We start from the raw sequence: 25663 nt of genomic DNA, 5'->3' as shown, positions 1-25663 counted from the left end.
GCTGACCCTACTCTACCTTCAAGTTGATATATCAGTCTACAAGTCACTGATCTCTCAGAAGGGCGAACTCTTGACTCTCGACATCGACGGCCGCACGACAGCCGCACCGGCAGGCAATCCGACGCTGACCGATCAGCTCGCCGACCTCGACCCCGCCGTCCACCAGGCGATCGCAGCCGAACTCGAGCGCCAGCAGGGCACCCTGGAGATGATCGCCAGTGAGAACTTCGCCCCGCTCGCAGTGATGCAGGCGCAGGGCTCGGTACTCACCAACAAGTACGCCGAGGGATACCCCGGACGCCGCTACTACGGCGGTTGCGAACACGTCGACGTCATCGAGCAGCTCGCCATCGACCGCCTCACCGACCTTTTCGGCGCGAAATACGCCAACGTGCAGCCGCATTCGGGGGCGCAGGCCAACGCCGCCGCGATGGCGGCACTGCTGAAGCCCGGTGACGGCATCCTCGGACTGGACCTCGCACACGGCGGTCACCTCACGCACGGGATGAAGCTGAACTTCTCCGGCAAGCTCTACGACGTCGCCGCCTACCACGTCCGCGAGGACGATCACCTGGTCGATATGGACGAGGTGGAGCGTCTGGCCCGTGAGCACCGCCCGAAGCTGATCCTGGCCGGCTGGTCCGCCTACACACGCCAGCTCGACTTCGCCGCATTCCGGCGCATCGCCGACGAGGTCGGCGCGTACCTCATGGTCGACATGGCCCACTTCGCCGGACTCGTCGCCGCCGGACTGCACCCCTCCCCCGTCCCGCACGCCCACGTGGTCACGTCGACGACGCACAAGACCCTCGGCGGTCCCCGCGGCGGCGTCATCCTCACCAACGACGAGGCTCTGGCGAAGAAGTTCAACTCCTCGGTGTTCCCCGGACAGCAGGGTGGCCCGCTCGAACACGTGATCGCCGGCAAGGCCGTCTCGTTCAAGCTCGCCGCCGAGCCGGAGTTCCGCGAGCGCCAGGAACGCACCCTCGCCGGGGCGAAGATCCTTGCCGACCGATTGCTGCAGCCCGACTCCCGCGACGCCGGGATCAACGTCGTCTCCGGCGGCACCGACGTGCACCTGGTGCTGGTGGATCTGCGCGAGTCCGAACTCGACGGAAAGCAGGCCGAGGACCGGCTGCACCGGGTCGGAATCACGGTGAACCGCAACGCCGTTCCGTTCGACCCGCGGCCGCCGATGGTCAGCTCCGGTGTGCGGATCGGCACCCCCGCCCTCGCGACCCGCGGTTTCGACCTGGACGCGTTCACCGAGGTTGCCGACATCATCAGCTACGCGCTGCGGCCGGCCACCGACGAGGCCGATCTCGACGAACTCCGCGGCCGCGTCGACGCCCTCGCCCTGCGTTTCCCGCTCTACCCCGACCTGACGGAGGCGAACCGATGAGTGCCACCCAGCCGCCCGGCGCCCACCTGCCCGATCACCCCGACTTCCTGTGGCGTAACCCGGAACCGAAGAAGTCGTACGACGTCGTGATCGTCGGCGGCGGCGGACACGGCCTGGCCACCGCCCACTACCTCGCCAAGAATCACGGCATCACCAACGTCGCGGTCCTGGAGAAGGGCTGGCTCGCGGGCGGCAACATGGCCCGCAACACCACGCTGATCCGCTCGAACTATCTGTGGGACGAGAGTGCGAAGATTTACGAGCACGCCCTCAAGCTGTGGGAGGGTCTCGAGGACGACCTCGACTACCCGATCCTGTTCAGCCAGCGCGGCGTCCTCAATCTCGCGCACAGCCTGCAGGACGTCCGCGACAGCGTCCGCCGGGTGGAGGCGAACAAGCTCAACGGCATCGACGCCGAGTGGGTCGGACCCGACGAGGTCAAGAAGCTGTGCCCGCTGGTGAACATCTCGAGCGACATCCGCTACCCCGTCCTCGGCGCGACGTATCAGCCGCGGGCCGGCATCGCCAAGCATGACTACGTGGCCTGGGGATTCGCGCGCCGCGCCGACGAGGCAGGCATCGACATCATCCAGAACTGTGAGGTCACCGGATTCGTCACGGACGGCAACAAGGTGACCGGGGTGCGCACCAACCGCGGCGACATCGCGGCCGGGCAGGTCGCGCTGTGCGCGGCCGGGCACACCTCGACGCTCACCGACATGCTCGGCATCCGCACCCCGGTGCAGAGTCACCCGTTGCAGGCACTGGTTTCCGAACTGCTCGAGCCCGTGCACCCGACCGTCGTGATGTCCAACGCGATTCACGTCTACGTCTCGCAGGCGCACAAGGGTGAGTTGGTGATGGGCGCCGGTGTCGACTCCTACAACGGCTACGGCCAGCGCGGCGCGTTCCACATCATCGAACGGCAGATGGCGGCCGCGGTCGAGTTGTTCCCCGTCTTCGCCCGCGCGCACCTGCTGCGCACCTGGGGCGGCATCGTCGACGTGTGCCCCGACGCCTCCCCGATTGTCGGACGCACCCCGTACGACAACGTGTACCTCAACTGTGGTTGGGGCACTGGTGGATTCAAGGCAACCCCGGGATTGGGCTGGTGCCTGGCGGACACGATCGCCAACGACGAACCGCACGAGTTCATCGCGCCGTTCAGCCTCGACCGGTTCGTCACCGGCGCCCTCGTCGACGAGCACGGCGCCGCGGCCGTCGCGCACTGATCCCCCCCGTCGCGCACTGAAATCAGGAGTCACCATGCAACTCATCGAATGCCCGTGGTGCGGACCCCGTGAGGAAACCGAGTTCCACTACGGCGGCGAAGCCCACGTCGTGTACCCGGAAGACCCCGAATCGTTGACCGACGAACAATGGGCACACTTCGTGTTCTTCCGTGCGAACCCGAAAGGTCTTTTCGCGGAACGGTGGAACCACAGCGCCGGCTGCCGGCGCTGGTTCAACGCCGTACGTGACACCGCCACCTACCGATTCCACAGCGTCTACCGCTTGGACGAGCAGAAGCCGACGATATCGTGAACGCACCCTTCCGCACCCGCAAGGGCGGTCGCCTCGACCGCGACACCTCCTACACCTTCACGTTCGACGGCCGGGAACTGACCGGTCACCCCGGTGACACGCTCGGTTCGGCCCTGCTCGCGAACGGCGTCCACCAGATCACCACCAGCATCAAACTCGGCCGGCCCCGCGGGATCACCGCGGCGTGGGCGGAGGACACCGGCGGCCTCGTGCAGATCGAGGAGCCGTTCCCCGAGCCGATGCTGCTCGCGACCACCATCGAGTTGTTCGACGGCCTCGTCGCCCGCGGCATCCCCGGTCAGGGACGTCTTGCCACGATCGCCGATTCGGCGAAATACGACGCCACGCACGTCCACACCGACGTCCTGGTCGCCGGCGCCGGCCCGGCGGGTCTCGCCGCGGCGCTCACCGCCGCCCGGGCGGGCGCGCGGGTGGTGCTCGTCGACGAGCAGAACGAAGCCGGCGGAGACCTGCTCGGGTCCACCGACCTCATCGACGGCGCCCCCGCCCTCGACTGGGTGGCCGCCGCGGTCGCCGAGCTCGCCACCTTCCCGGATGTGCTGCACCTGCAGCGCACCACCGCGTTCGGAAACTACGACGACGGTTTCGTCCTCGCGCTCGAGCGTCGCACCGACCATCTCGGTGCCGAAGCCCCCACCGCGCTGAGCCGGCAACGCGTGTGGCGGATCCGGGCCCGGCACATCGTCGTCGCGGCCGGCGCCCACGAGCGTCCCGTCGTCTTCACCGACAACGATCGGCCCGGCATCATGCTCGCGCACGGTGCCCGCACCTTCCTGCACCGCTACGGCGTCAAGGTCGGCGAGCAGGCCGTCGTGTTCACCACCAACGACAGCGCCTACGAAGCGGCGATCGACCTGCACGACGCCGGTGTTCGCATCAACGCGATCGTCGAGGCCCGCGACCAGGCACCCGCCCACTGGCAGGCCGAATGCGACAAGCGGGGCATCACCATCCGCACTGCATCGGTGGTGTCCGGCACCCGCGGCAACGGCCGGATCAGTCACGCCGTCGTGTCACAACGCGCGGACACCGGCACCCCAGTTCCCCTCGCCTGCGACGTCCTGCTCGTCAGCGGCGGCTGGAACCCGGCCGTGCACCTGTTCTCCCAGGCCCGCGGCAAACTCCGCTACGACGACAACCTGGGCGCCTTCGTCCCCGGCGAGACCCTTGACGGAGTCTCCGTCACCGGATCCGCGAACGGTGTGTTCGATCTGGAGGGGTGCCTGCGCGACGGCCAGCACGTGGGCGCTGCTGCCGTGCGCGATCTCGGGTTCACGGCCTCCGTCACCGATGTCGATACTGTCGACCGTCATGCGGCGAACGACAGTGGCTTGGCGCCGCTGGTGTTGTGGCGGGTGCCCGACACCGCCGGCGAGGACACCCAGTTCGTCGACGTGCAGCGTGACGCGACGGTCGCCGACCTCGCCCGCGCGGTCGGTGCCGGGATGACGTCGATGGAGCACATCAAGCGCTACACGACCATCGGCACCGCACACGATCAGGGCAAGACCTCCGGGGTGATCTCCTCCGGCATCACGGCCGAACTGCTCGGCAGGCCGATCGAGACATTGGGCACCACCACATTCCGACCGCCGTACACCCCGGTCGCGTTCGCCGCCCTCGCCGGCCGCAGCCGCGGCGCCCTCTTCGACCCCGAACGGGTGACGGCACTGCACGATTGGCACGTCGGACGCGGCGCGGTGTTCGAGGACGTCGGCCAGTGGAAGCGTCCCCGCTACTATCCGCTGCCCGGGGAGGACATGGATGCCGCCGTGCTGCGCGAATGCGCCGCCGTGCGCCGCAGCATCGGCATCCTCGACGGCTCGACCCTCGGCAAGATCGACGTTCAGGGTCCCGACGCCGGGGTGCTGCTCGACATGGTCTACACGAACATGATGAGCACACTGAAGGTCGGCATGGTTCGTTACGGCGTCATGTGCGGCGTCGACGGCATGGTCATCGACGACGGCACCGTGATGCGCCTGGACGACGACCGGTTCCAGGTCTTCACCACCACCGGCGGCGCCGCGAAGATCCTCGACTGGATGGAGGAATGGCTGCAGACGGAATGGCCCCACCTGAGGGTGCGGCTCACCTCGGTCACCGAACAGTGGGCCACGTTCCCCGTAGTCGGACCGCGCTCCCGCGACGTGATCGGTGAGGTCTTCCCCGACCTCGACGTCACCAACGACGCGTTCCCGTTCATGGCGTGGCGCGACACCTCCCTCGGCGACGTCCACGTGCGGGTCGCGCGGATCAGCTTCTCCGGCGAACTCGCCTTCGAAGTCAACGTCAACGGCTGGCACGCACCCGCCGTCTGGGCACGACTGATCGCCGCGGGCGAAAAGTTCGACATCACCCCGTACGGCACCGAAACCATGCACGTGCTGCGCGCCGAGAAGGGGTACCCGATCATCGGTCAGGACACCGACGGCACGGTCACTCCGCAGGACCTCGGGATGAGCTGGGCCGTGTCGAAGAAGAAGCGCGACTTCATCGGGAAGCGCTCCTTCTCCCGTGAGGAGAACCAGAACCCGCTGCGCAAACAGTTCGTCGGGCTGCTGCCCCTCGACAAGCAAACCGTGCTGCCCGAGGGCGCGCAGATCATCGAAGAGATCCGCGACGGCGTCCTGCCGCCCCCGCCGGTGCCGATGCTCGGCCACGTCACGTCGAGCTACCTCAGCGCCGAACTCGGCCGCCCGTTCGGACTCGCCCTCGTCAAGGGTGGGCGTGCCCGGCTCGGCGACACCCTGCACGTCCCGGTGAACGGAAACCTGGTCGCCGTCGAGGTCACCAGCTCCGTCCTCGTTGATCCAGAAGGAGCACGTCGCGATGGCTGACACCCTCGTCCCCCTCAGCCCCCTGCACGGCTGGGACCAGAAATTCTCCGAGCTCCCCGAATCGGTGAGCCTCACCGAGGAACCGTTCGTCACAATGGTCGACCTATGGGTGGACCCTGCCGGGCCGGGCGGCTCTGCGGCATCGAACATACTGGGGGTGGACCTGCCCACTACCCCCTCCACCTGCATCGAGGGCGATGCAGCGACCGCGATCTGGCTCGGCCCCGACGAGTTCCTGATCACCACCCGATCCCAGGCACCCGAAGAGGTCGAGGCTCAGCTCCGCAGCGCGGTGACCCCACACGGTGGCGCCGCGATCGACGTCTCCGCACAGCGCACCACCCTGCGCCTGCGCGGAACCCACGCCCGAGATGTCCTCGCGAAAGGCTGCTCGATCGACCTGCACCCCAAGGTCTTCGGGCCTGGCGCCGCGGTCCAGACGATGCTCGCTCTTGCCGGCGTCGTCCTGATCCCGCTCGACAGCACCGGCACCGACTACCGGATCCTCGTGCGGTCGTCGTTCGCCCGGTACCTCGCGGAATGGCTGATCGACGCCGCCGAAGAATTCGGCATCGTTCCCGTGTAAATGACAGCATCGGTCCGGTGGACGCATGACCCCGTCCACCGGACCGGTGTTCCCTTCGTGAAGGAGTGCCCGGATGGTTACGTCCCCGACGCTCACCGCCACCCGCACCGACCGACTGCTCGATGCTCTCGCACGCGATGTTCCCCTGGTCTGCGGCATCGTCAACGTGACCCCGGATTCGTTCTCCGACGGCGGCCTGTACCTCGACACCGCTGCCGCAGTCGAGCACGCCTTGACTCTGGTCGCCGAAGGCGCCGAACTCCTCGACGTCGGGGGCGAATCGACACGCCCCGGATCCCGTCCGCCGTCCGTCGCCGACGAGATCACGCGCGTGATCCCCGTCGTCGCGGAACTCGCCAGACGCACAACGGTTCCGATCTCCGTCGACACGTCGAGACCCGACGTGATGCGCGAGGCAGTCGCGGCGGGCGCGTCGCTGATCAACGATGTTCGCGCCCTGCGACTTCCGGGCGCCCTGCGCGCCGCCGCCGAGCTGGACGTGCCCGTGTGCCTGATGCACATGCGCGGCGATCCCGACACGATGCAGAATTCGCCGGAGTACGGCGACGTCGTGACCGAGGTGCGCGGGTTCCTCCTCGACCGTGTCGCCACTTGCCTCGATGCGGGAATTCCCCTCGAGCACATCATGGTCGACCCGGGCTTCGGATTCGGTAAAACCCTCACCCACAATCTCGCGCTATTGTCCGAGCTCCGACAGATCACCGACCTCGGTGTTCCCGTGATGGCCGGACTGTCTCGCAAAGGCATGCTGGGCACCATCACCGGCCGCGGCGTCGACCACCGTCAGGCCGCCTCGGTTGCCGCAGCCATGATCGCCGCGCAGAACGGAGCCGCCGTCCTGCGTGTCCACGACGTCGCAGCGACCGTCGATGCCGTTGCTGTACTCGCCTGTGTGCGCGGCGCCACGGTGCGACGTTGACATTCCACTGGGCGCCGCCCGAGTACGCGGGAGAAGTGAGTTGATCCGAGGCTTCTGTCGCCTGGTCCGCAAGCCGCGGCCATGGCCATGGCCACACAGATCACCTTCCCGTGCTGATAGTCGTACGATCGTCGACTTCGAGTACTTTGCACGATGAGGCCGCCTTGACCAGGGTCTCCTCGTACTCCTCCATCTGATCGGAGAGTGCGGTAATTGCGCCGCCGACGCCGAATTGAACGTGCGCATCGGTAACCACCATCGTTCGGATCGCTACCGACAGGTCCGCGGTTCCCGACAATGAAATGTATCCGATTGCACCGGAGTACACCCCGCGCGCACCGCTTTCGAGTTCGTCGATGATCCCCATCGTCCTGATTTTGGGGGCTCCGGTCATCGATCCGGCAGGAAACAAGGCACGTATCGCGTCGATGACATGGACATCAGTGCGAAGCACACCCCGTACGGTGGAAACCATCTGATGAACCGACGCATACGTCTCGATTCCGAACAGGATTGGTACGTGCACTGTGCCCGGCGCACACACCCTCGACAGATCGTTGCGTACCAGGTCGACGATCATCAGGTTCTCAGCCTGGTCTTTCTCGCTCAGGGCGAGGGAATGCATCAGGGCCGTGTCCTCGTCGACGGTGGCACCGCGCGGACGGGTCCCCTTGATCGGTTTCGACTCCGCCGACCGGTCTGCCCTGACACGCAGGAACTGCTCCGGGGACGCACTGACGACCGAGAGATCACGCAAACAGAGAAGCGCGGCGTGCGGCACCGGATTGAAGCGCAGGATGTTAGAGAAGATTCGGCGCGGCCCGACACCAGCATCGACGGTTGCCGTGTTGGTCAGGCACACTTCGTACGTCTCACCGGCCCGGATCAGTTCTAGGCACTCGTCGATCAGAGCACGGTATGCCATCTCGCCGTGCCGTAGTTCGAATTCCGCGCCCGTCGGACGTGCGAAGACAATCGGCGGGTCATCCCGGTCGTCGACCTCCTCCTGATCCTCCAGTGCGTCGCCGACCGTGGCGAACCAAGCTTCGCTGCGCCGATCATTCGGTGTCGGGCTCAATGCGAGCGTGTAGGTACATCTTTGTTCGTGATCGATCACCACAGCTCGGTCGGCAAAGACCAACGCCGCATCGGGGTGCGGGGAGGTATGGGCCCGCACGCCGCCCGTTTCTCCTTTCAGCTCGTACCCGAGGTAGCCGACATAGCCAAGATGGAAATCGAAGGGAAGCGCGGGGTTCGGTTCCACGGCCCGAAGGCGAAGCTGCGCTTCGACGTAGTCGAAGATGGATGCCGAAATCTGCTCGTCGCGAAGATTACTGCGGCTGACGTTGACAGTCGATGTGTTCAGGTCGTAGGTGATGTACTCGCCGTACGGTCCTGAGCAGTCGCCCATGATGGTAAACCGGGAAGCGAGATCCGATTTGACACTGCCATCGAGCCAGAAGGTGCCCGATCGACCGCCGAAGAGACTGTCGAAAAGCTGCGCAGCGTCCGGATATCGGTCCAGCCGACGGTAGTCGACGACGAGGCAAGGATGCCGACTACCAGGCGGTGGCCGTCGTTCGAGAGCTGGGCCGGGCCTGTGAACGTGCACCGCGGCAGGGACACTGAGATCCCGGAAGTTGGCCAATAACTCCCGTCCGTATTCACTCGAGATCGATTCCGGATGGAATTGGACACCCCATAGTGGCCTGCTTCGGTGCCGCACGGCCATGACCAGTCCGTCAGAAGTCGTTGCCAGCACCTCGAGCTCTTCCGACAGTTCCACTGCGACGAGCGAGTGATAGCGAACCACATTCATCGGCGAAGGAAGCCCGCGGAAAAGGTCTTCGCCGGTATGCACGATGGAGGAGAGCCTGCCGTGCATGGGCTCTGGGGCACGAGCAATGCGAGCCTCGAACAACGCGCACAATCCTTGATGCCCCAGGCAAACCCCGAGCACCGGCAACCCCGATTCAGCGATGACACGAGCACTGATACCGAAGTCGGCAATGCTGGTCGGCGTGCCCGGACCGGGAGAGATCACCGCGTTGTCGAAGGCCGTGAAATCGATCGACTCCCACGACACATCATTCGTCACTACCGTCGGACACACACCGTTGACCGCGGTGAGCAATTCGAAGAGGTTGTAGGTGAACGAATCGTGGTTATCTATCAACAGGGTTCTGACCATCTACAGATCTCCTCGGTGCGCCCGCTATCTCAGCTACCCATTCGCTCTAGTATACCATTTTGCCTGAGACTGATATATCAATATGCCTCGAGCGAGCTCGGACCGGCTTCCCTGTACCGGACCGCGTCATCCCTTACCGCAGCAACCGATTACCTCTTCGAGCTACTCACCCGGATCGCCGAAGTCGGCTCAGGCATCCGGCTTCCAGCCGCCCAGGGAAGCCGTCAGACGATACTTGACCACCACCGAGTTCTGATCTACCGTGATGTCCATCACTGATATATCAATCGTCTGTTTTTGTCCGGTCAGGTGATCAACAGGTACCTACGGGAGGTGCGGTGAGCGACGTCCACGTTCGGGTCAACGCTGCAGAGTGTACGAACCGGGGAAGCCAGCGCGTCGGCACGTCGATCTCGATAGCCCCGCCGGCAAAGCTTCCGCCTGCGGCGAATTGCGCCGGCCAAGCATCGCCCTCCACGCCGATATGCGAAGGAAATGCCATGGGAGATATGCAGTTGCCCACAGGTCGGATGTACACCTCATCGCACAGCTGGTTGGCGCTTACACCGGGAGAAGCCCTGTCGGACTATCCCTTGAGAGCGGGCATCACTGCAACCGCTCTCGATGGTCTCGATGTCGTGGGACTCGACCTTCCCGCAGTGCGGAGCACAGTGAACGCCGGCGCTCCGTGTGCGTTGATCTGGTCGTCGTCGCGGACGGTGGTCACGATGTACGCTCCCCTCAGTGGCCTGGTCACGCTGACCAATATCGCTGCGATCGAGGATCCCCAGCTAGTAGCTCGCGACCCCCACTACGCGGGATGGTTGTTCGCCATCCTGCCCTTCCACACATCGTCCACGAAGGACTTGCTCGCTCCCGCTCAATACACCGATGAGCTCAGCGAAGCGGTATGAGCGCGCATTCCTGCTGCCGTCCCTGCTTCCACCGCGCGCCCTCGAGGTGCACAGACACAGGATTGTGATTTCATGACCATTAGCGTGTTCGACCTATTCTCCGTCGGTGTCGGCCCGTCGAGTTCGCACACCGTCGGTCCCATGCGAGCCGCCGCACGATTCATCTCCGACCTGCACACCCTCGGAGCATTCGACGACGTCGTCGACGTGAAGGTAGACCTGTACGGTTCACTCGCGGCAACCGGTGCCGGACACGGCACGATGTCCGCGGTCCTGCTCGGACTCGAGGGGTACCGTCCCGAAGATATCGAGACCGACGAGATGGAAAGCCGGCTCGAGATCATGCGCAGCACCCGCCACATCTCACTCGGCGGATCCCGCGACATCGCGCTCGCCGAGGACGAGATCATCCTGCGTCCGTTGACCGTCCTGCCCTTCCATCCCAACGGAATGACACTTACCGCCTACGCCGACGGAAACGTCGAACTACACAAGGAGACCTACTTCTCGGTGGGCGGTGGCTTCGTCGTCACCGAGGCCGAAAGCATCGAAACCACCACCACGCCGGCTGGCGGCTTGAATTACGGATCTGCGAAAGAACTTCTCGAACTCTGCGACCGCTACGAGTGCAGCATCAGCGACCTCATGCTCTCGATCGAGCACGAATCACGGTCCACCCTCGAAATACACGAACAGTTGCTCCACATCCGAGATGTGATGGTCGAGTGCGAGCAGCGTGGTATCTCGCGCGACGGGTATTTGCCGGGTGCACTGAGGGTTCGCCGGCGCGCCCGCGACTGGTTTCTGCGACTGGACCGAGAAGACCCGAATCGTTCACCAGAATTCGCCGAAGACTGGGTCAACCTCGTCGCCCTTGCGATCAACGAGGAGAACGCCTCCGGTGGCCGCATCGTCACAGCTCCCACCAATGGGGCGGCCGGAATCATCCCCGCTGTCTTGCACTACGCCGTGCACTACACCCCGGCCGGCAGGGCAGACCCCGACAAGACCGCGATTCAGTTCCTGCTCACTGCCGGGGCCATCGGCTCCCTGTACAAGGAACGGGCCTCCATTTCCGGCGCCGAGGTCGGTTGTCAGGGGGAGGTGGGCTCCGCCGCATCCATGGCGGCGGCCGGTCTGGCCGAAATCCTCGGCGGCACCCCAGAGCAAGTCGAGAATGCGGCCGAGATCGCAATGGAACATAGCCTTGGGTTGACCTGTGATCCCATCGAGGGCTTGGTCCAGATCCCGTGCATCGAACGTAACGCCATTTCTGCGGGTAAGGCCATCAATGCTGCGCGGATGGCGCTGCGCGGCGACGGTACTCACCGAGTCAGCCTCGACCAGGTGATCGAGACGATGCGCTCGACCGGCGCCGACATGCTCTCGAAGTACAAAGAAACCTCTACCGGTGGGCTCGCGGTCAACGTCCCTGTCAACTACGTCGAGTGCTGACACCGTTGTCGACACTGCACAATGCACACACGGTGCCGCACTAGCCCACCACTGGAGCCGAGTGGGTCCCCGCGGCGCGACTCGTAGTGGTTTCCGGGGTACAGCGCCGAACCAGTGAGGATTGTCAGTTCGAGTAACCAGGTTCTTCGGTCGTGCCGAGGAGATTCCCTGGAAAGAAGGATGCTTGTGATGCTGGAGAATGTGGTCACCGACGAGCTCCGGCTCCTCCCAGCGCGAGCCGCGCAGTTCGTCCGCCGGTATCCGGTCCCCCCTCGGGGAACTTACGCACCGGAGCTGCGAATCTCGATCCTCGGTGTTCTCATCCATTGCGCCGCCGTTCGTGGCGAAGCATTCGTCGCGTTCCAGCTGCTGCGCCGGTGCGGGCTGCCCGGTGATTACTACCTGCATGTCGACGTTGTCGACGAGGCGCTGATGATTCTCGATCAGTTCGAGGTCACCGAAGATGCGTGCAACCACGCCTTCGGACCGAACTGGCGACAGGTCATCCGGCACGCCATTGACGTCGCCGAAATTTTGCACAGCGACTTTCACTCACTGACCCGCACCGAGAGTCTGGTCGGCAGTCACCGACGACTCAGCGCATGGATCGCTGCCCGTGATGCGGCCTGGGAAGCCGGACGAATCAAGAGTTGGTACCGCGCACAGGATGCGGCATGGGAACGCGAGTACATGGACGACGCCACCGTTCGTCTCGATGACCGTCTCTGCGCTGATACGGCGGCCGCGGTGCGCGACGCGGCAGCGGCAGTCGCACTGGCCGACCTGGTCGGCACGGCCGACTTCACTCGGGTCCATTACGAGACTCTGATCGCCCCCTGGTGTCGGGCCCGTAACGACATGGAAACCACGCCGGTAGACCTGACGGAAGGTGCGACTTCGCAGGCAACAGCGACGAGCCAACCCGATCGCCTCTGCGCCGTCACCGCCGGGGTCGCCGCGCCGACCACGCTGTGACTTCATTGGTCACCGACAACGGTGCGCACCCCCCGCTGGACTCTCTGCAGCGTTCATTTCCATTCGCTCTGTCCCACTACTTCGCGTCGCCGTGAAGATGCGCGGACTATTCTGGGGAGAGCGTAGAGGTGGTGTATGCCAATGGCGGACGACCGGTGGGCCACTCGGCGCGAGCCGGATATCGTGGCCGAGCTGTCTGCCGCTGGCTTCGACGACGCTGTGGAGATCGGACGGGGCGGGTTCGGGGTCGTTTACCGCTGCCTCCACGAAGCGGTAGACCGCACGGTCGCCGTCAAAGTCCTGACAACAGAACTCGACCACGAGAACCTCGCCCGCTTCGTGCGCGAACAACGAGCAATGGGCCGGATGTCCGGACATCCCAACATCGTCGACCTGTATCAAGTAGGGGTTACGCGGAGCAACCGCCCCTTTCTGGTCATGCCCTATCATGAGCACGGATCTTTGGACGCGCAGATTCGGAGTACCGGCCCGATCGGATGGGAACCGACCGTTCGGCTCGGGATAAAGATCGCCGGCGCTCTCGAGACCGCCCACCGAGCCGGTACCTTGCACCGGGATGTCAAACCAGCGAATATCCTGCTGACCGAGTACGACGAGCCGCAGCTGACAGACTTCGGTATCGCACGAGTTTCCGGAGGCTTCGAAACCGCCTCTGGGTCGATCACCGGGTCCCCCGCCTTCACCGCGCCCGAGGTCCTCGAAGGCCGACCGCCGACCGCCGCGTCAGACGTATACAGTCTCGGATCGACCCTGTTTTGCGCGCTCACCGGGCACGCCGCGTTCGAGCGACTCAGTGGTGAACAAGTCGTTGCCCAGTTCCTCCGTATCTCCTCGCAGCCGATCCCGGATCTGCGAGAGTCCGGAATACCAGAGGACGTGTGCGCGACGTTGGAACGGGCGATGGCCCGTGCCGTGGAGAATCGGTTCGACAGCGCCGCCGATTTCGGCAACGAACTTCGCGCCGTGGAGCGCAGACATGACTTGGCTGTCGATCGAATGCAGCTACCACCGCAACGTTCCCCTCTCCCGGACAGAGGCGCGGAGTCCACCGGAACGGCACAATGGCGACCTCCAGACGCCGCACCACGGTCTCGTCCGCGCCCCTACAGGTTGCAAGCGCCACGAACGCCCCCTTCCCCGCTGACCAAGTTTCGTCCACCCACGACGTCCCGAAAACTGGTGTGGCGCCACCGCTTGCTCGACACACTGCGCGCCGGCCAGGGCCGCAGACTCACCCTCGTCCACGGACCGGCAGGATTCGGCAAGAGCAGCCTGGTTGCACAGTGGCGGGAGGAACTCGTTTCCCAGGGAGTGTCAGTGGCATGGCTGACCGTCGACCGTGACGATGACAATGTGGTCTGGTTTCTGTCGCATCTAGTCGAAGCGATCCAGAGGGTTCGCGCCGAGTTGGTCGGTGATCTCGGTCAATCACTCGAAGAACAGGGCCAAGCAACTGAACGTTTCGTGCTCACTTCCCTGATCAACCGACTACACGAGAGCGGGGAACCGCTCGTCGCCGTGATCGACGACTGGCATCGGGTCTCCGCGCCCGAATCCATCGCGGTGATGGAGTTTCTTCTCGACAACGCCTGCCACCACCTTCAGATCATCGTGGCCAGCCGTACCCGGTCGGGGTTACCGCTCAGCCGTATGCGGGTTCGCGACGAACTACTGGAAATCGACTCCGCAGCACTGGGTTTCGATTCCTCCGAGTCAAGGCAGTTTTTCACCGACCGAATGCAGATACCTCCGGCCGATTCCGACGTCGAGGAATTGCGAGCCTCGACGGATGGATGGATCGCGGCGCTACAGCTGGCATCGCTGTCGCTGCGGGAATCCGAGGGCCCCGAGACCTTGTTGGGCCAATTGCGCGCCGGGACCGACGCACTCGGCGAGTATCTCGCCGAGAACGTGCTCGACGCCCTCGAGCCCGACTTCCTCGACTTCATCCTCGCGACCGCAGTACCGGACCGGGTCTGCGGAGAACTGGCTTCAGCTCTCACAGGCGTCCCCGATGGGACGACGAAGCTCGATCAGGTCGTCGCCCGCGACCTCTTTCTCACCCGAACAGTGGAGGACCGCAGATGGTACCGCTACCATCACCTGTTTGCGCAGATTCTGCGGCAGCGCCTCGAACGTGACCATCCGGACCGGATCGCGGCACTGCATCGCAGGGCGGCCGCGTGGTTCCGTGAGCGGCACCTACTCGGCGAGGCGCTCGATCACACCCTTGCTGCCGGTGACCGAACTGCAGCAGTCCGACTGCTCGAGAACGACAGCTTGTACTTACTCGATCGGTCCCAGATGTCCACGCTCCTCGGCCTGATTGCCAAGCTGCCGCCCGATCTGGTGTTGTCCAGTCCGCGCCTGCAGCTGACGATCGGCTGGGCGAACACTGAACTACAGCAACTCGACGTCGCAACGAAGGCCCGACACCGGACGCTCGAACTCCTGAACACACTCGACCTCCCCGACGACCAACTCGCCCAACTGAGGGTGGAAGCCGATGTCCTGCAGGCTGATACCACCATCACCGCTGACCGCGCAGCCGGTGTCAAAGATCTCGTCGCTCACTGCCTGGCCCATGCCCACGAGCACCACCCCTTCGTCGTGTCGATGGCGGCACTCATCGACACCATCGTCGATACCTACGAGTTTCGATTCAGTGATGCCTACGACAGGCAAGTGTGGGCGACCCCATACCACCAGAAGGCCACCGGACCCTACGCCGTTGCCTACGGATACTGTTTCGCCGGTATGGCCCGAGCCGAACAACTCGACATCGCTGGGGCGAGCGAGTTGTATCACCGAGCATTCAATCTCGTACGGGACGCCGGCAACACCCAATCCCAGCACGCGCGACTCACCCGCGTGCTGCTCGCCGAGGATCTCTACCAGCAAGACCGAATCGACGAGGCTGAAGAATTACTGGACGAGACCAGCGACGCAGCGGCACTGGGTGGCTCGTCGGACTTCATGATCCGGCACTACTGCGCGAGTGCCCGGATCAGGTCGATACGCGGCGACCATGACAGCGCGGTCGCCCAGCTCGATGAAGGCATCCGAACCGCCAACAAATACTCTCTCCCTCGGCTGCGGGCTGCGGTGGACTGTGAACGTGCCCGACTGGGGTATCCGCCTCGCTCCGGTGTCGTACCCCTCACCCGCCGATCACGTCAGGAGCCTGCAGACGGAATCGAACGGGTCACCGCCGAGATGGAGAACGAGGCCACGATCTTGCTGTTGCTTCGCAGCGGTGATCCTGAGCAGCTCAGCCTCGCATGCGATCTGGCCGAGAATTGGGTACATGCACTCGCCGGAACCGGACGTGAGCTTGCGCGACTCGGAGCCACTCGGCTGCTGGCAGCCTGCCTCCGGGCGGCCGGCCGGAAGGATGAGGCCCAGCAGACGCTGATTCCTGTTGTGGCCCAATGTGAGCGGCACGGGTTGATACGCTTCCTCCTCGACGGCGGACCCCATGTCGTGTCGGTTCTCAGAGAATTGCGTGAGCAGTTGAACGAGGGCGGGGCTGCCATGCATCCGGACGTGTTGCTGCCCTTCATAGACAACGTGCTCCACAGTGCGCTGACACGCCCGTGAGTACTTGTCAACCGCCCGCGGTTAACAAGTACTCACGGGCGGCGGAGCCGCACTCAGCGCCTGCGCCGCATGAAGTCGCTCACGACCGCCGCGCCGAGACCGTCCAGGCCGGGTGCGACCACCCGTCCCCCGACGCGTTCGGCCATGCGATCCACCACTCGCGCCAGGCCGGGGTCGTCGCCGAGCCGGAAGAACGTCACACGGGCACCGAGCCGAGCGAGGGTGTCGAGTTCGCGCACAGTGAGGCCCAGCGTGCGCGCGCTCGGCGGGTAGTCGAAGTACGCGAACCCGTCCGGCTCGAGGTGCGCCGTCGGCTCGCCGTCTGTGACGATCAGGACAACCGGCTGCGCATTCGGGTGCCGACGCAGATGTCGCGCCGCGAGCAACAGCGCATGGTGCAGATTCGTACCCTGATCCCAGGCGCCGTCCAAGCCCGCCAGTTCCGACGGCGTCAGCACCTGCGCGTGACGGCCGAACGAGATCAGCTGCAGCTCGTCGCTGCGGAAACGCGTGCTGATCAGATGATTCAGTGCCAGCGCGGTGCGCTTCATGGGCACCCATCGGCCTTCCATCACCATCGAGAAGGAGGTGTCCACGAGCAGCGCTACCGCCGCCTGCGACCGCTGCTCGGTTTCCATCACCTCAACGTCGGAGACGGACAACCGGACCGGGACACGGGGTCGGTCCGACACCTCGGCCGCCGCCCTCAGCACGGCGTTGGTCATCGTGCGGGTCACGTTCCACGGCTCGGTGTCCCCGAACGCCCATTCTCGGGACGCTCCCGTCGGCTCACCCATCGCGCCCGCCCGCCGGGTTTCCCGCTGTCCCCCACGTGAGGACAGCTGCTGTGCCACATCCCGTAGCGCCGTCTGCCCGAGTTGCCGCATCGCCTTCGGGGACAGCCTCCATTGACCATCGGCACCGCGGTCGAAGAAGCCCTGATCACGCAACGCCTTCTCGAGGTCTGCCAGGGTCCGCGCGTCCGCGGCCGCCTCGTCACCGAGTTGCCGGGCCAGTGCCTCCGCGTCGATGTCGTCCAGTGCCGCCCCGGCGTACTGCTGCGACAGCTGTTCGGCGAGCGATTCGAGTTCCGCGATGTCCTGCAGGGCACCGGTCCCCTCGCCCAGTCCCATGCCCTGGTCGCCGCGGAACCGTTGCGAGCCCTGCCAGTCCTCGCCGGGCCGAGCCGCCTGCAAGTGCTGATCGAGCCGATCCAATTGTCCGATCAGGGACGGGTCGCCGAATGCCTGCTGGGCCAGCGCGTCCAGTTCGTCGCGTTGTTCCTGCGACAGCGAGTTCCGGAGACGCTGCGCGGCCGCTGCGCGCTGTGCCAGCGAATCGAGTAACTCCTCGACGTTGCGCGGGTTCTCGGGGAAGTACTCGCCGTGCTTGTTCATGAAGTCGTCGAATTGTTCCTGCGTATCCTCACCGCGGGCATGCTTGTCGAGTAGGTCGTTGAGATCGGTGAGCATGTCGCGAATGCGTTCGCGGTCTTCCTCCGTCGCACCTTCGAGGGCCTGTTTCATGCCCGCAAATCGCTGATCGAGCACCTCCCGGCCGAGGAGATCCCGGATCTTCTCGTAGTCTGCGCGCGCCTCGGAGCTACGCCAGTCGTAGTCGGCCAACTCCTGCACGGCCTGCGCCGTCGACGGCGGTAGTTCCGCCAACCGCATCTCCGCAAACCGGGCGTCGTCGTCGAGTGCGCGGGCCAGCGCCTTGCGTTCCTCGAGGACAGCGTGGTCGAGGAGCTCCCGCACTTCTTCGAGAGTGCCGCTCAGATTGTTTCGTTTCAGCAGTTCCCGTCTGCGTCGATTGGCCTCGGCTGCCAGGTCGTCGAGTCCCCGCATATCGCGATTGCCACGCCGGAGCATTTCCCGCAACGCCTGACGCGGCGAACTGCCCGACAGCACGTCGTCACCGATCGCGGCCAGGGCTTCCCTCAGGTCGACGGGCGGCGCAAGCGGATCACCGCCTTCGTACGGCCCGTACCGCGCATTATGCGACCCGCGCTCCGCCTTGCGGGTCATTACGAATACACCGTCTGGCCGTTGATGTCGGGGTTCTTGGAGATCCGGCGCGCCAGGTACAGCCCCTCGAGCGCGAACTCGGCCGCCGCGGCGCGTTCCCCATCCGATTCGGCGCCGAGCCGCTCGGCCAGTTCGTCCAGGACGTCGAGTTCGGGCAGCTCGTTCAGAAGCACCTTGGCGGTAATGCGCTCACCGGTGACGACGGGCTCACCCTGTTCGACTGCGGCGACCAACGGGGCCAGATCGATGCCGCCGAGCCTGGCCCGCACGGTGTCGGCCGTTGCCCGGCGTAGCAGGTGCTCGAGAACCTCGATCTCCCGCCCTTCCTCACCGGACTCGAATTCGACCTTGCCCCTGAGCACGTCGACGACGGTCTCGAGGTCCACCGGCCGCGCGACCGGGTCCGCCTCTCCGAGAACAGCTCCCCGATGGACCGCCGCGGCACTCACCGTCTCCGCCCCGGCCACCGCGAATCGCGCGGACACACCCGATCGCTGGTCGACCGACGTCGACTCGCGCAGCAGGCGGGTGAAGCGCGCCAGAATTTCGAGCAGATACTCGGGCACCTCGGCGAGGAGATGCGCTTCCTGAAGGATGACCTCGACCTCGTCGTCGAGATGGTTCGGATAGTGGGTGCGGATTTCGGCGCCGAACCGGTCCTTGAGCGGAGTGATGATGCGACCACGGTTGGTGTAGTCCTCCGGGTTCGCACTCGCCACCAGCAGAACATCCAGGGGAAGCCGCAGGGTGTACCCGCGAACCTGGATGTCGCGCTCCTCCATCACGTTGAGCAGCGATACCTGGATGCGCTCGGCGAGGTCGGGGAGTTCGTTGATGGCGACGATGCCGCGGTGAGCACGGGGCACCAATCCGAAATGAATGGTCTCGGGGTCGCCGAGGCTGCGGCCTTCCGCCACCTTGACGGGGTCGACGTCACCGACGAGGTCCGCCACGGAGGTGTCGGGCGTGGCGAGTTTCTCCGAATACCGTTCGCTGCGATGCCGCCACAGAACGGGCAGGGCGTCACCCAGTTCGCGCGCCCGACGGATCGAGGCAGGGGTGATGGGCTCATAGGGATGCTCCCCGAGTTCGGAACCGGCAATCACCGGAGTCCATTCGTCGAGGAGCAGGTTGAGTGTGCGGAGCAGTCGTGTCTTGCCCTGTCCACGTTCGCCGAGGAGCACCACGTCGTGCCCGGCGATCAGGGCACGCTCGAGTTGCGGTGACACCGTCTCCTCGAACCCGACGATGCCGGGCCACGGATCACGTCCGTCACGCAGGGCCGCGAGCAGATTCTCGCGGATTTCTTCCTTGACGGTGCGTTGAACATGGCCCGACTCACGGAGCTCGCCGAGTGTGGAAGGTCTCTGTTGCGATGACGTCACCACTCCAAGCTACGAGTGTTCGAGACAATCGGCACGCCTTGACGTGGCGAAGCGACGAGATTTCGTCACACCCGCGTCACGCGTACGCGGCCGAACCGACCGTCGCCACCCTGTCCAGCGCCTGCCAGGCGACGTCGTAACGTTTGCGTAGCACCTCGTCCGCGTCGGCGAGAAGGGCATCGAGCAGCGATCGCGGATCGTCTCGCCACGACTGGACCGCTTCGGCCACGGCACGGTTCCCGAACAACCCGGTACGGGCCAGGGCGAAGGCCCATTCGTCGACCTCGCCGCGATGAATGCGCTCGACGGCATCGCCGCGGAAGGCGCCGTCGACGAAATCGAGCGACAACAAGGCGGCGACATACCCACCCGTGTTCAGCTGTACGACGTTCATGGCGTGCACCTTCCTGGAGTCGGATCTCGATCCGGCGCAGCGCCGGCGGGGGATGTGCTGACCTGAACGCTATTCGCCGTTCTTGTGAGGACTGTGTTGCATCTCTGAGAAACTGGGGTCGGCTCCGCCTCACGGAACTCGGTGCGCTTGCGCCTCGCGACCGTTCGTACGGAACTGGTAGACAGTCCCCATGCCTGACGCCGAGATCACGTTCGAGAGCGGTGCCGTCACCTACTACGGCAGCCTGCGCACCCCCGAGCACACGACCGGGGCGGCCGCACCCGGGGCGCTCCTGCTCGCCGGTAGCGGACCCACCGATCGAAACGGTGACAGCGGCCTCCTCCCCGGCGACATCGGAACCCTCCGCTTTCTCGCCGATCTCCTCGAGCAGCACGGCATCGTGAGCCTGCGCTACGACAAGATCGGCAGCGGGAGAACCGCTCTCGGCCCCTATGAGGTGGACGAGATCGGCGACCTCGGATTCACCACGTTCGTCGACGCCGCATCGGCGGGGCTGGACTTCCTCGCGGCGCAACCCGGTGTGGACCCGTCGAGGCTCATCGTTATCGGTCACAGCGACGGCGGACTCGTCGCCTTGGCGCTCGCCACCGCCATCGGCGAGAACCGGGTCCGTGCCGTGGGACTTCTGGAACCGCTCAGTGTCCGCCTCCTCGACCTGCTGACGACCCAGATTTCCGCCCAATTGGACACCGTTGTGGGCGCAGGGCAGTTGCCGGTGGAACTGGCGGACGAGCTCCGGCTTGCCCTGGCGGACACCGTCGAGTCGCTCCGCACAGACGGAACGATCCCCGACAACCTGCCCGAGCCACTGCAGAACGCGGGTCTGGTCCACGCCAACGCGAAAGCCCTCGCCGAGGAGGACGCACTCGACCCTCGAACGCTCGCCGGCCGCCTCCCTGCCGGCTTCCCTGTTCTGACGAGCTGCTCGGCGAAGGACATCCAGGTGCAGCTGGCCGATGTCGATGGACTCGATGCCGCACTGGCGCACACTGCTCTCACGTCGGTGCGCATGGTGAACGCCAGCCATGTCCTCAAGGACGTCGGGAACCGCCCGTCCACAGGCCCCGATTACGTCGAGCCCCTCCCCTATTCGTCGGAGTTCGCCGAGCCGTTCAGCGCCTGGGTGGCCACCCTGTAGTCAGTTCGACCGGGCGTCGTTCAGCATCGCCATCAGTGTCCGGGCCAGGTCGGAGACGAGCCCCAGGTTCTCGTTGTCCACCAGATCCTCGAGACCGTCCACTCCGTCGACTTCGAGAAGCGGTCGCAGCGTCTCGAGCAGCCGCGACAGTTCCGTCGATTCCCCGGCCGGCGCCGGTGCGGACGGTGTCGTGGTCGTCGGGGCCGTGGTCGTGGTCGTGGCAGATGCCGAGGTTGTGGCAGCCGTCGTGGTCGGGTCTTGCGCTGCCGCGGCCGATGGCGCCTTCGGTGTCGTGGTGGTGGTCGGCGACCCTGACGACGAGGCCGCAGTGGTGGTGGTCGCGTCCGCTTCCGTGGTCGCGGCGGCCGACTGTACGGCGTCGAGTTCGGATCCTACGGACGATCCGGTGAGCAGATACGTGACGATGCCCGTGGTGATGGCGATCGCGTGCTTCAACTGACCGTCGGCACTTTCGAGCTGGGCTGCGTCCTCCGGATGGGAACCGTTACCCATCTCGACGAACACCAGTGGAACCTTCGTGAGCGCCGGTCCCGCCACGTCGGCGCGGGTCTGGATGCCGTCGACCACCCCCGCGTAATTGGCAGGGACGAATCCGTCGGCAACATAGGCGTCGCGCATCATCTTCGATGCTTCGAGGCCGCCCCCGCTTTGGGCCGCGTTCGCCGCCTCGTCCGGTATCGGCAGGGTAGGGACGATCATGTGGAAGCCATGTTTACCGGCGTCCTCACCCGACGCCGTCGAGTCGGCATGAATACTCACGGCCACGTCGGCGTTCGACTCGCTCGCCGCGCGCGCTCGTTCGTCGACGCATCCGCCCCAGCCGGTGTCGTTCTGCCTGCTCTGCACCACCGACGCGCCCAAGGTTTCGAGACTGCTCTTCACCAGCTGCGCCACATTCCAGTTGATCGTGTGCTCCGGTACCCCGCCCAGTGAGGTCATTCCACTCGTCTGGCAGTCCTTGGTGCCGCCTCTGCCGTCGTCGACCTGCCGAGTGAGGTCGTTCCCCTCGTCCGAACCTTGATGACCGGGGTCGAGGAAGACGGTGAGGTCGGCGAGTTCGGTGCCGGTCGCTGTCGGCGCCGGTTCCGGCTGCGCCGAGACATGGGCGGGAATGAGTACGGAGGCGCCGAGGACGCAGGCACCGAGGCCGGCCTTGATTGCAGTTCTGTTCATACCGGGGATGGGCGCACGTCGCAGTGCGGGCGCCACTCTCCTTCCACAGGTGCCACACGAGTCACATCAGCCCCGAGTGAAGCAGCTGCAACGAACGAATGTGCTGCTCGAAACCGAATCGAGAGCAACCTGTGACCGAAGCGGCGAATCGCGAGAAGGTGAACAGCACGGCAACTCTGCACGAAAGATCGCTGCTCAGCTCGGCAGTGAGCGCGGCGGACCCGATAATGGAAGTGCACAACCCTCGATCGGTGCTGTACGGTCATCTACCAACCAGCAACGTCACGCAGAAAGGTACGGACATGATGCAGCTTCACGCGCTCTTCGCATCCGTACCCGCATGGCGTCACTGCACCGCCGACAAGCACATCTCCAAGTACGGCGCACCCCGAGAATGACGAGAATCCATCCAGTTCTTCTCGGGCACCCAGGGCAAACCCCTCGGGTGCCTTTTCTTTTACCCTTCACCTGCAGGAGCACTCCATGAAACTTCGGATCAACCAACTGTCCACCGAGCCCCCGTATCCAGGCCTGCCCGACGACCTCACCGGATACGCGGTCACGCTCGACCTGTCGCACTGCGACGCCGCACACGAAGCGACCCTCGGCGAGCTGATCAGCGAGATCCGCAGCCGAGGTGCCGCACGCGTGGTCATCACCGGTTCGCCGCGCACACTCGAAGGCACCGGCCGGGGACACGCAGCCGCAGCGGCCTGACAACCACGAACGGGCCACGGCAGGAAGCCGAGGCCCGTTCGCGAAGCGCCGAACGCTAGTGCGCGAAGTGCCGCGCGCCCGTGAGATACATGGTGATACCGGCTTCCTTGGCGGCGTCGATCACCTCGTTGTCGCGGACCGAACCGCCCGGCTGCACCACAGCCTTGACGCCTGCGTTGGCGAGAACCTGCAAGCCGTCCGGGAACGGGAAGAACGCGTCGGACGCACCCACCGACCCGACGACCCGGTCGCCTGCACGCTGCACGGCCAGATGCGCTGAGTCGACACGGTTGACCTGACCCATTCCAACGCCGACCGACGCACCGTCGCTGGCCAGCAGAATGGCATTGGACTTCACGGAACGGCAAGCCCGCCAAGCGAACTCGAGATCTTTCAAGGTCTGCTCGTCGGCAGCGTCTCCGACCGCGAGAGTCCAGTTGGCGGGGTTGTCACCTTCGGCGTCGAGGACGTCCCGTTCCTGGAGCAGCGCTCCCCCTGACACCGGACGCAGCTCGATCCCGGTGGGGTTCGGCGCCTTCGCGAGGAGCACGCGAACGTTCTTCTTCCGCTGCAACACACCGAGTGCTCCGTCTGCGTACGACGGCGCGATGATCACCTCGGTGAAGATCTCGGCAACCTGCTCCGCCATCTCCACGGTGACCTCACGGTTGGCAGCAATCACGCCGCCGTATGCGCTCACCGGATCACACGCGTGCGCCTTACGGTGCGCCTCGGCGATGTCGCCGCCGACCGCGATGCCACACGGATTCGCGTGCTTGATGATCGCGACCGCGGGATCGCTGAAGTCGTAAGCGGCACGCCAAGCGGCGTCTCCGTCGGTGTAGTTGTTGTACGACATTTCCTTGCCGTGCAGTTGCTCCGCCTGAGCGAGGCCTGCGGAAGCGGCGGGATTCACGTACAGCGCGGCGGCCTGGTGCGGGTTCTCGCCGTAACGGAGCACCGCCGAACGGTCCCACGTCGCACCGGCCCACTCGGGGAACTGCGAGTCACCACTGTCGACCAGCGTGGACGTCATCCAGCTCGCCACGGCGACGTCGTACGACGCGGTGTGCTGGAATGCCTGCGCGGCGAGAGCGGTCCGCTCACCGAGCGTGAAACCGCCGCCGTCAACCGCCGCGAGCACGTCCTCGTAGCGGGCGGGATCGACGACGACCGCAACCGACGGGTGGTTCTTCGCGGCAGCGCGGACCATCGACGGACCGCCGATGTCGATCTGCTCGACGCACTCGTCGGGAGTTGCACCCGAGGCGACCGTCTGGGTGAAGGGGTAGAGATTCACCACCACCAACTGGAACGCCTCGATGCCGAGTTCGTCGAGCTGGGCGAGATGCTCCGGCTTACGGGTGTCGGCGAGTACACCGGCGTGCACCCGCGGGTGCAGGGTCTTGACCCGTCCTTCGAGGCACTCGGGGAACCCCGTGAGCGCCTCGACCGGCGTCACCGGAATACCGGCGTCGGCAATCTTCGCGGCCGTCGACCCGGTCGACACCAATTCGACACCCGCCTTGTGCAGGCCGGTAGCCAGCTCGACCAGACCGGTCTTGTCGTAGACGCTGACGAGCGCTCGGCGCACAGCCTTGCGTTCACTCACTGGGGATCACGGCCTTTCGTCCATCGGATACAACTCCACGGGTGGCGACGGCGGCGATGACATCCGCCAACAACCGTCGCTCCACAGTCTTGATTCGCTCGTGCAGGGTCGACTCGTCGTCGCCGTCGAGCACGGGCACGGGTTCCTGCGCGAGAATCGGGCCGGTGTCGACACCGGCATCCACGAGGTGCACCGTCGACCCTGACACCTTGACGCCGTACGCCAGCGCATCGGGCACGGCGTGCGCACCGGGGAAGGCGGGCAGCAGCGCGGGGTGGGTGTTGATGATGCGGCCACCGAACCGGTCGAGGAAGGCCGGGCCGAGGATTTTCATGAAGCCCGCCGACACCACCAGCGACGGCTCGTGTGCCGCGACAGCCTCGGTGAGTGCCTTGTCCCACGACGCACGGTCCGGGTGGTCGCGCAGGCTCACGCGGAAGTGGGGAATTCCGGCTGCCTCCGCGTGGTGGATCGCGTCACAGTTCCGGTCGACGCCGACCGCCACGACGTCAGCGGGATATCCGCCGGTCCGGGAGGAGTCGATGAGCGACCTCAGCAGGGTGCCGGCACCGGATGCGAGTACGACGACCCGGGCCGGTGCCGTCGATGACGTCCCGGTCGCCGCCGTCGGCCTCAGGTGGTCACGCGAGGAAGTCAGCGCTCTACTCCTGAACAATCGAAAGGC

At 65.4% G+C, this 25663-nt stretch carries 19 protein-coding genes; 12 read left to right on the top strand and 7 right to left on the bottom strand.

What is annotated here, in order from left to right:
• Nucleotides 1–82 precede the first annotated feature (82 nt).
• The 6 genes from glyA (at nt 83) to folP (ending at nt 7334) form a co-directional block, all read left to right on the top strand.
• Nucleotides 83–1402, top strand: coding sequence for a serine hydroxymethyltransferase (gene glyA / locus JQT59_RS15150; RefSeq protein WP_502939851.1), 1320 nt, complete (start codon nt 83–85; stop codon nt 1400–1402).
• Nucleotides 1399–2634 (top strand): sarcosine oxidase subunit beta family protein, encoded by a 1236-nt coding sequence (locus JQT59_RS15145; protein WP_213576814.1) that lies wholly within the window; start codon nt 1399–1401, stop codon nt 2632–2634. Before glyA ends, JQT59_RS15145 begins: the two co-directional genes overlap by 4 nt.
• A gap of 34 nt (nt 2635–2668) precedes the next feature.
• Nucleotides 2669–2947, top strand: a complete 279-nt coding sequence (locus JQT59_RS15140) for a sarcosine oxidase subunit delta (protein ID WP_109332682.1) — start codon at nt 2669–2671, stop codon at nt 2945–2947.
• Nucleotides 2944–5808 carry a 2Fe-2S iron-sulfur cluster-binding protein gene (locus JQT59_RS15135; RefSeq protein WP_213576813.1) on the top strand — a complete coding sequence of 955 codons (2865 nt, stop codon included), beginning with the start codon at nt 2944–2946 and terminating at the stop codon, nt 5806–5808. Before JQT59_RS15140 ends, JQT59_RS15135 begins: the two co-directional genes overlap by 4 nt.
• Nucleotides 5801–6394, top strand: coding sequence for a sarcosine oxidase subunit gamma (locus JQT59_RS15130; protein ID WP_213576812.1), 594 nt, complete (start codon nt 5801–5803; stop codon nt 6392–6394). Before JQT59_RS15135 ends, JQT59_RS15130 begins: the two co-directional genes overlap by 8 nt.
• Before the next feature lie 73 nt (nt 6395–6467).
• Nucleotides 6468–7334 (top strand): dihydropteroate synthase, encoded by an 867-nt coding sequence (gene folP / locus JQT59_RS15125; RefSeq protein ID WP_213576811.1) that lies wholly within the window; start codon nt 6468–6470, stop codon nt 7332–7334.
• 100 nt (nt 7335–7434) lie between these two features.
• On the opposite strand, the gene pabB is transcribed toward folP, so the two are convergent.
• The gene (gene pabB / locus JQT59_RS15120) at nt 7435–9525 is read right to left on the bottom strand and encodes an aminodeoxychorismate synthase component I (RefSeq protein ID WP_213576810.1); all 2091 of its coding nucleotides are present in this window, start codon (nt 9523–9525) and stop codon (nt 7435–7437) included.
• Between the two features lie 500 nt (nt 9526–10025).
• On the opposite strand from pabB, the gene JQT59_RS15115 reads away from it, so the two are divergent.
• The 4 genes from JQT59_RS15115 (at nt 10026) to JQT59_RS15100 (ending at nt 16490) form a co-directional block, all read left to right on the top strand.
• Entirely contained in the window at nt 10026–10439 is a 414-nt protein-coding gene (locus JQT59_RS15115; protein WP_213576809.1) for a glycine cleavage system protein H, read from the top strand.
• Between the two features lie 72 nt (nt 10440–10511).
• Nucleotides 10512–11894, top strand: coding sequence for an L-serine ammonia-lyase (locus JQT59_RS15110; protein WP_213576808.1), 1383 nt, complete (start codon nt 10512–10514; stop codon nt 11892–11894).
• A gap of 189 nt (nt 11895–12083) precedes the next feature.
• Complete coding sequence (locus JQT59_RS15105) at nt 12084–12869, top strand: hypothetical protein (RefSeq protein ID WP_213576807.1); 786 nt, start codon at nt 12084–12086, stop codon at nt 12867–12869.
• 141 nt (nt 12870–13010) lie between these two features.
• On the top strand, nt 13011–16490 hold the full coding sequence (locus tag JQT59_RS15100) for a serine/threonine-protein kinase (RefSeq protein WP_213577766.1): 3480 nt from the start codon (nt 13011–13013) through the stop codon (nt 16488–16490).
• 53 nt (nt 16491–16543) lie between these two features.
• Here the strand turns inward: JQT59_RS15100 and JQT59_RS15095 are convergent, their stop codons facing one another.
• From JQT59_RS15095 to JQT59_RS15085, 3 genes are all read right to left on the bottom strand, one after another.
• The gene (locus tag JQT59_RS15095; protein WP_213576806.1) at nt 16544–18517 is read right to left on the bottom strand and encodes a vWA domain-containing protein; all 1974 of its coding nucleotides are present in this window, start codon (nt 18515–18517) and stop codon (nt 16544–16546) included.
• The gene (locus JQT59_RS15090) at nt 18517–19902 is read right to left on the bottom strand and encodes an ATP-binding protein (protein WP_109335301.1); all 1386 of its coding nucleotides are present in this window, start codon (nt 19900–19902) and stop codon (nt 18517–18519) included. Before JQT59_RS15090 ends, JQT59_RS15095 begins: the two co-directional genes overlap by 1 nt.
• 76 nt (nt 19903–19978) lie before the next feature.
• The gene (locus JQT59_RS15085) at nt 19979–20296 is read right to left on the bottom strand and encodes a hypothetical protein (RefSeq protein ID WP_213576805.1); all 318 of its coding nucleotides are present in this window, start codon (nt 20294–20296) and stop codon (nt 19979–19981) included.
• 190 nt (nt 20297–20486) lie between these two features.
• Here JQT59_RS15085 and JQT59_RS15080 point away from each other — a divergent pair, with 190 nt between their 5' ends.
• Complete coding sequence (locus JQT59_RS15080; protein WP_213576804.1) at nt 20487–21455, top strand: alpha/beta hydrolase family protein; 969 nt, start codon at nt 20487–20489, stop codon at nt 21453–21455.
• Here the strand turns inward: JQT59_RS15080 and JQT59_RS15075 are convergent, their stop codons facing one another.
• On the bottom strand, nt 21456–22649 hold the full coding sequence (locus JQT59_RS15075) for an N-acetylmuramoyl-L-alanine amidase (protein WP_213576803.1): 1194 nt from the start codon (nt 22647–22649) through the stop codon (nt 21456–21458).
• Nucleotides 22650–23132: 483 nt separating this feature from the next.
• Between JQT59_RS15075 and JQT59_RS15070 the strand changes: the two genes are divergently transcribed.
• Nucleotides 23133–23366: a hypothetical protein gene (locus JQT59_RS15070; protein WP_159924921.1), complete on the top strand. Its 234-nt coding sequence runs from the start codon at nt 23133–23135 to the stop codon at nt 23364–23366.
• Between the two features lie 55 nt (nt 23367–23421).
• On the opposite strand, the gene purH is transcribed toward JQT59_RS15070, so the two are convergent.
• Nucleotides 23422–24978 carry a bifunctional phosphoribosylaminoimidazolecarboxamide formyltransferase/IMP cyclohydrolase gene (gene purH / locus JQT59_RS15065; protein ID WP_159924919.1) on the bottom strand — a complete coding sequence of 519 codons (1557 nt, stop codon included), beginning with the start codon at nt 24976–24978 and terminating at the stop codon, nt 23422–23424.
• A complete protein-coding gene (purN, locus tag JQT59_RS15060) occupies nt 24971–25654 on the bottom strand; it encodes a phosphoribosylglycinamide formyltransferase (RefSeq protein ID WP_213576802.1) in 684 nt (227 codons plus the stop codon). Before purN ends, purH begins: the two co-directional genes overlap by 8 nt.
• Between the last annotated feature and the right edge of the window lie 9 nt (nt 25655–25663).

It is taken from the genome of Rhodococcus sp. USK13, from assembly GCF_018343855.1.
GTDB classification, from domain to species: domain Bacteria; phylum Actinomycetota; class Actinomycetes; order Mycobacteriales; family Mycobacteriaceae; genus Rhodococcus_F; species Rhodococcus_F oxybenzonivorans.
Note: the sequence above shows the minus strand (reverse complement) of the source record. Positions and strands in the feature narration are given on the sequence as shown.

Excerpts from the sequence above, each read along its gene's own strand:
- JQT59_RS15145 (WP_213576814.1), top strand. The coding sequence starts at position 1,399 with ATGAGTGCCACCCAGCCGCCCGGCGCCCACCTGCCCGATCACCCCGAC.
- JQT59_RS15140 (WP_109332682.1), top strand. The coding sequence starts at position 2,669 with ATGCAACTCATCGAATGCCCGTGGTGCGGACCCCGTGAGGAAACCGAG.
- JQT59_RS15130 (WP_213576812.1), top strand. The coding sequence starts at position 5,801 with ATGGCTGACACCCTCGTCCCCCTCAGCCCCCTGCACGGCTGGGACCAG.
- folP (WP_213576811.1), top strand. The coding sequence starts at position 6,468 with ATGGTTACGTCCCCGACGCTCACCGCCACCCGCACCGACCGACTGCTC.
- pabB (WP_213576810.1), bottom strand. The coding sequence starts at position 9,525 with ATGGTCAGAACCCTGTTGATAGATAACCACGATTCGTTCACCTACAAC.
- JQT59_RS15115 (WP_213576809.1), top strand. The coding sequence starts at position 10,026 with ATGGGAGATATGCAGTTGCCCACAGGTCGGATGTACACCTCATCGCAC.
- JQT59_RS15110 (WP_213576808.1), top strand. The coding sequence starts at position 10,512 with ATGACCATTAGCGTGTTCGACCTATTCTCCGTCGGTGTCGGCCCGTCG.
- JQT59_RS15105 (WP_213576807.1), top strand. The coding sequence starts at position 12,084 with ATGCTGGAGAATGTGGTCACCGACGAGCTCCGGCTCCTCCCAGCGCGA.
- JQT59_RS15100 (WP_213577766.1), top strand. The coding sequence starts at position 13,011 with ATGGCGGACGACCGGTGGGCCACTCGGCGCGAGCCGGATATCGTGGCC.
- JQT59_RS15095 (WP_213576806.1), bottom strand. The coding sequence starts at position 18,517 with ATGACCCGCAAGGCGGAGCGCGGGTCGCATAATGCGCGGTACGGGCCG.
- JQT59_RS15085 (WP_213576805.1), bottom strand. The coding sequence starts at position 20,296 with ATGAACGTCGTACAGCTGAACACGGGTGGGTATGTCGCCGCCTTGTTG.
- JQT59_RS15080 (WP_213576804.1), top strand. The coding sequence starts at position 20,487 with ATGCCTGACGCCGAGATCACGTTCGAGAGCGGTGCCGTCACCTACTAC.
- JQT59_RS15075 (WP_213576803.1), bottom strand. The coding sequence starts at position 22,649 with ATGAACAGAACTGCAATCAAGGCCGGCCTCGGTGCCTGCGTCCTCGGC.
- JQT59_RS15070 (WP_159924921.1), top strand. The coding sequence starts at position 23,133 with ATGAAACTTCGGATCAACCAACTGTCCACCGAGCCCCCGTATCCAGGC.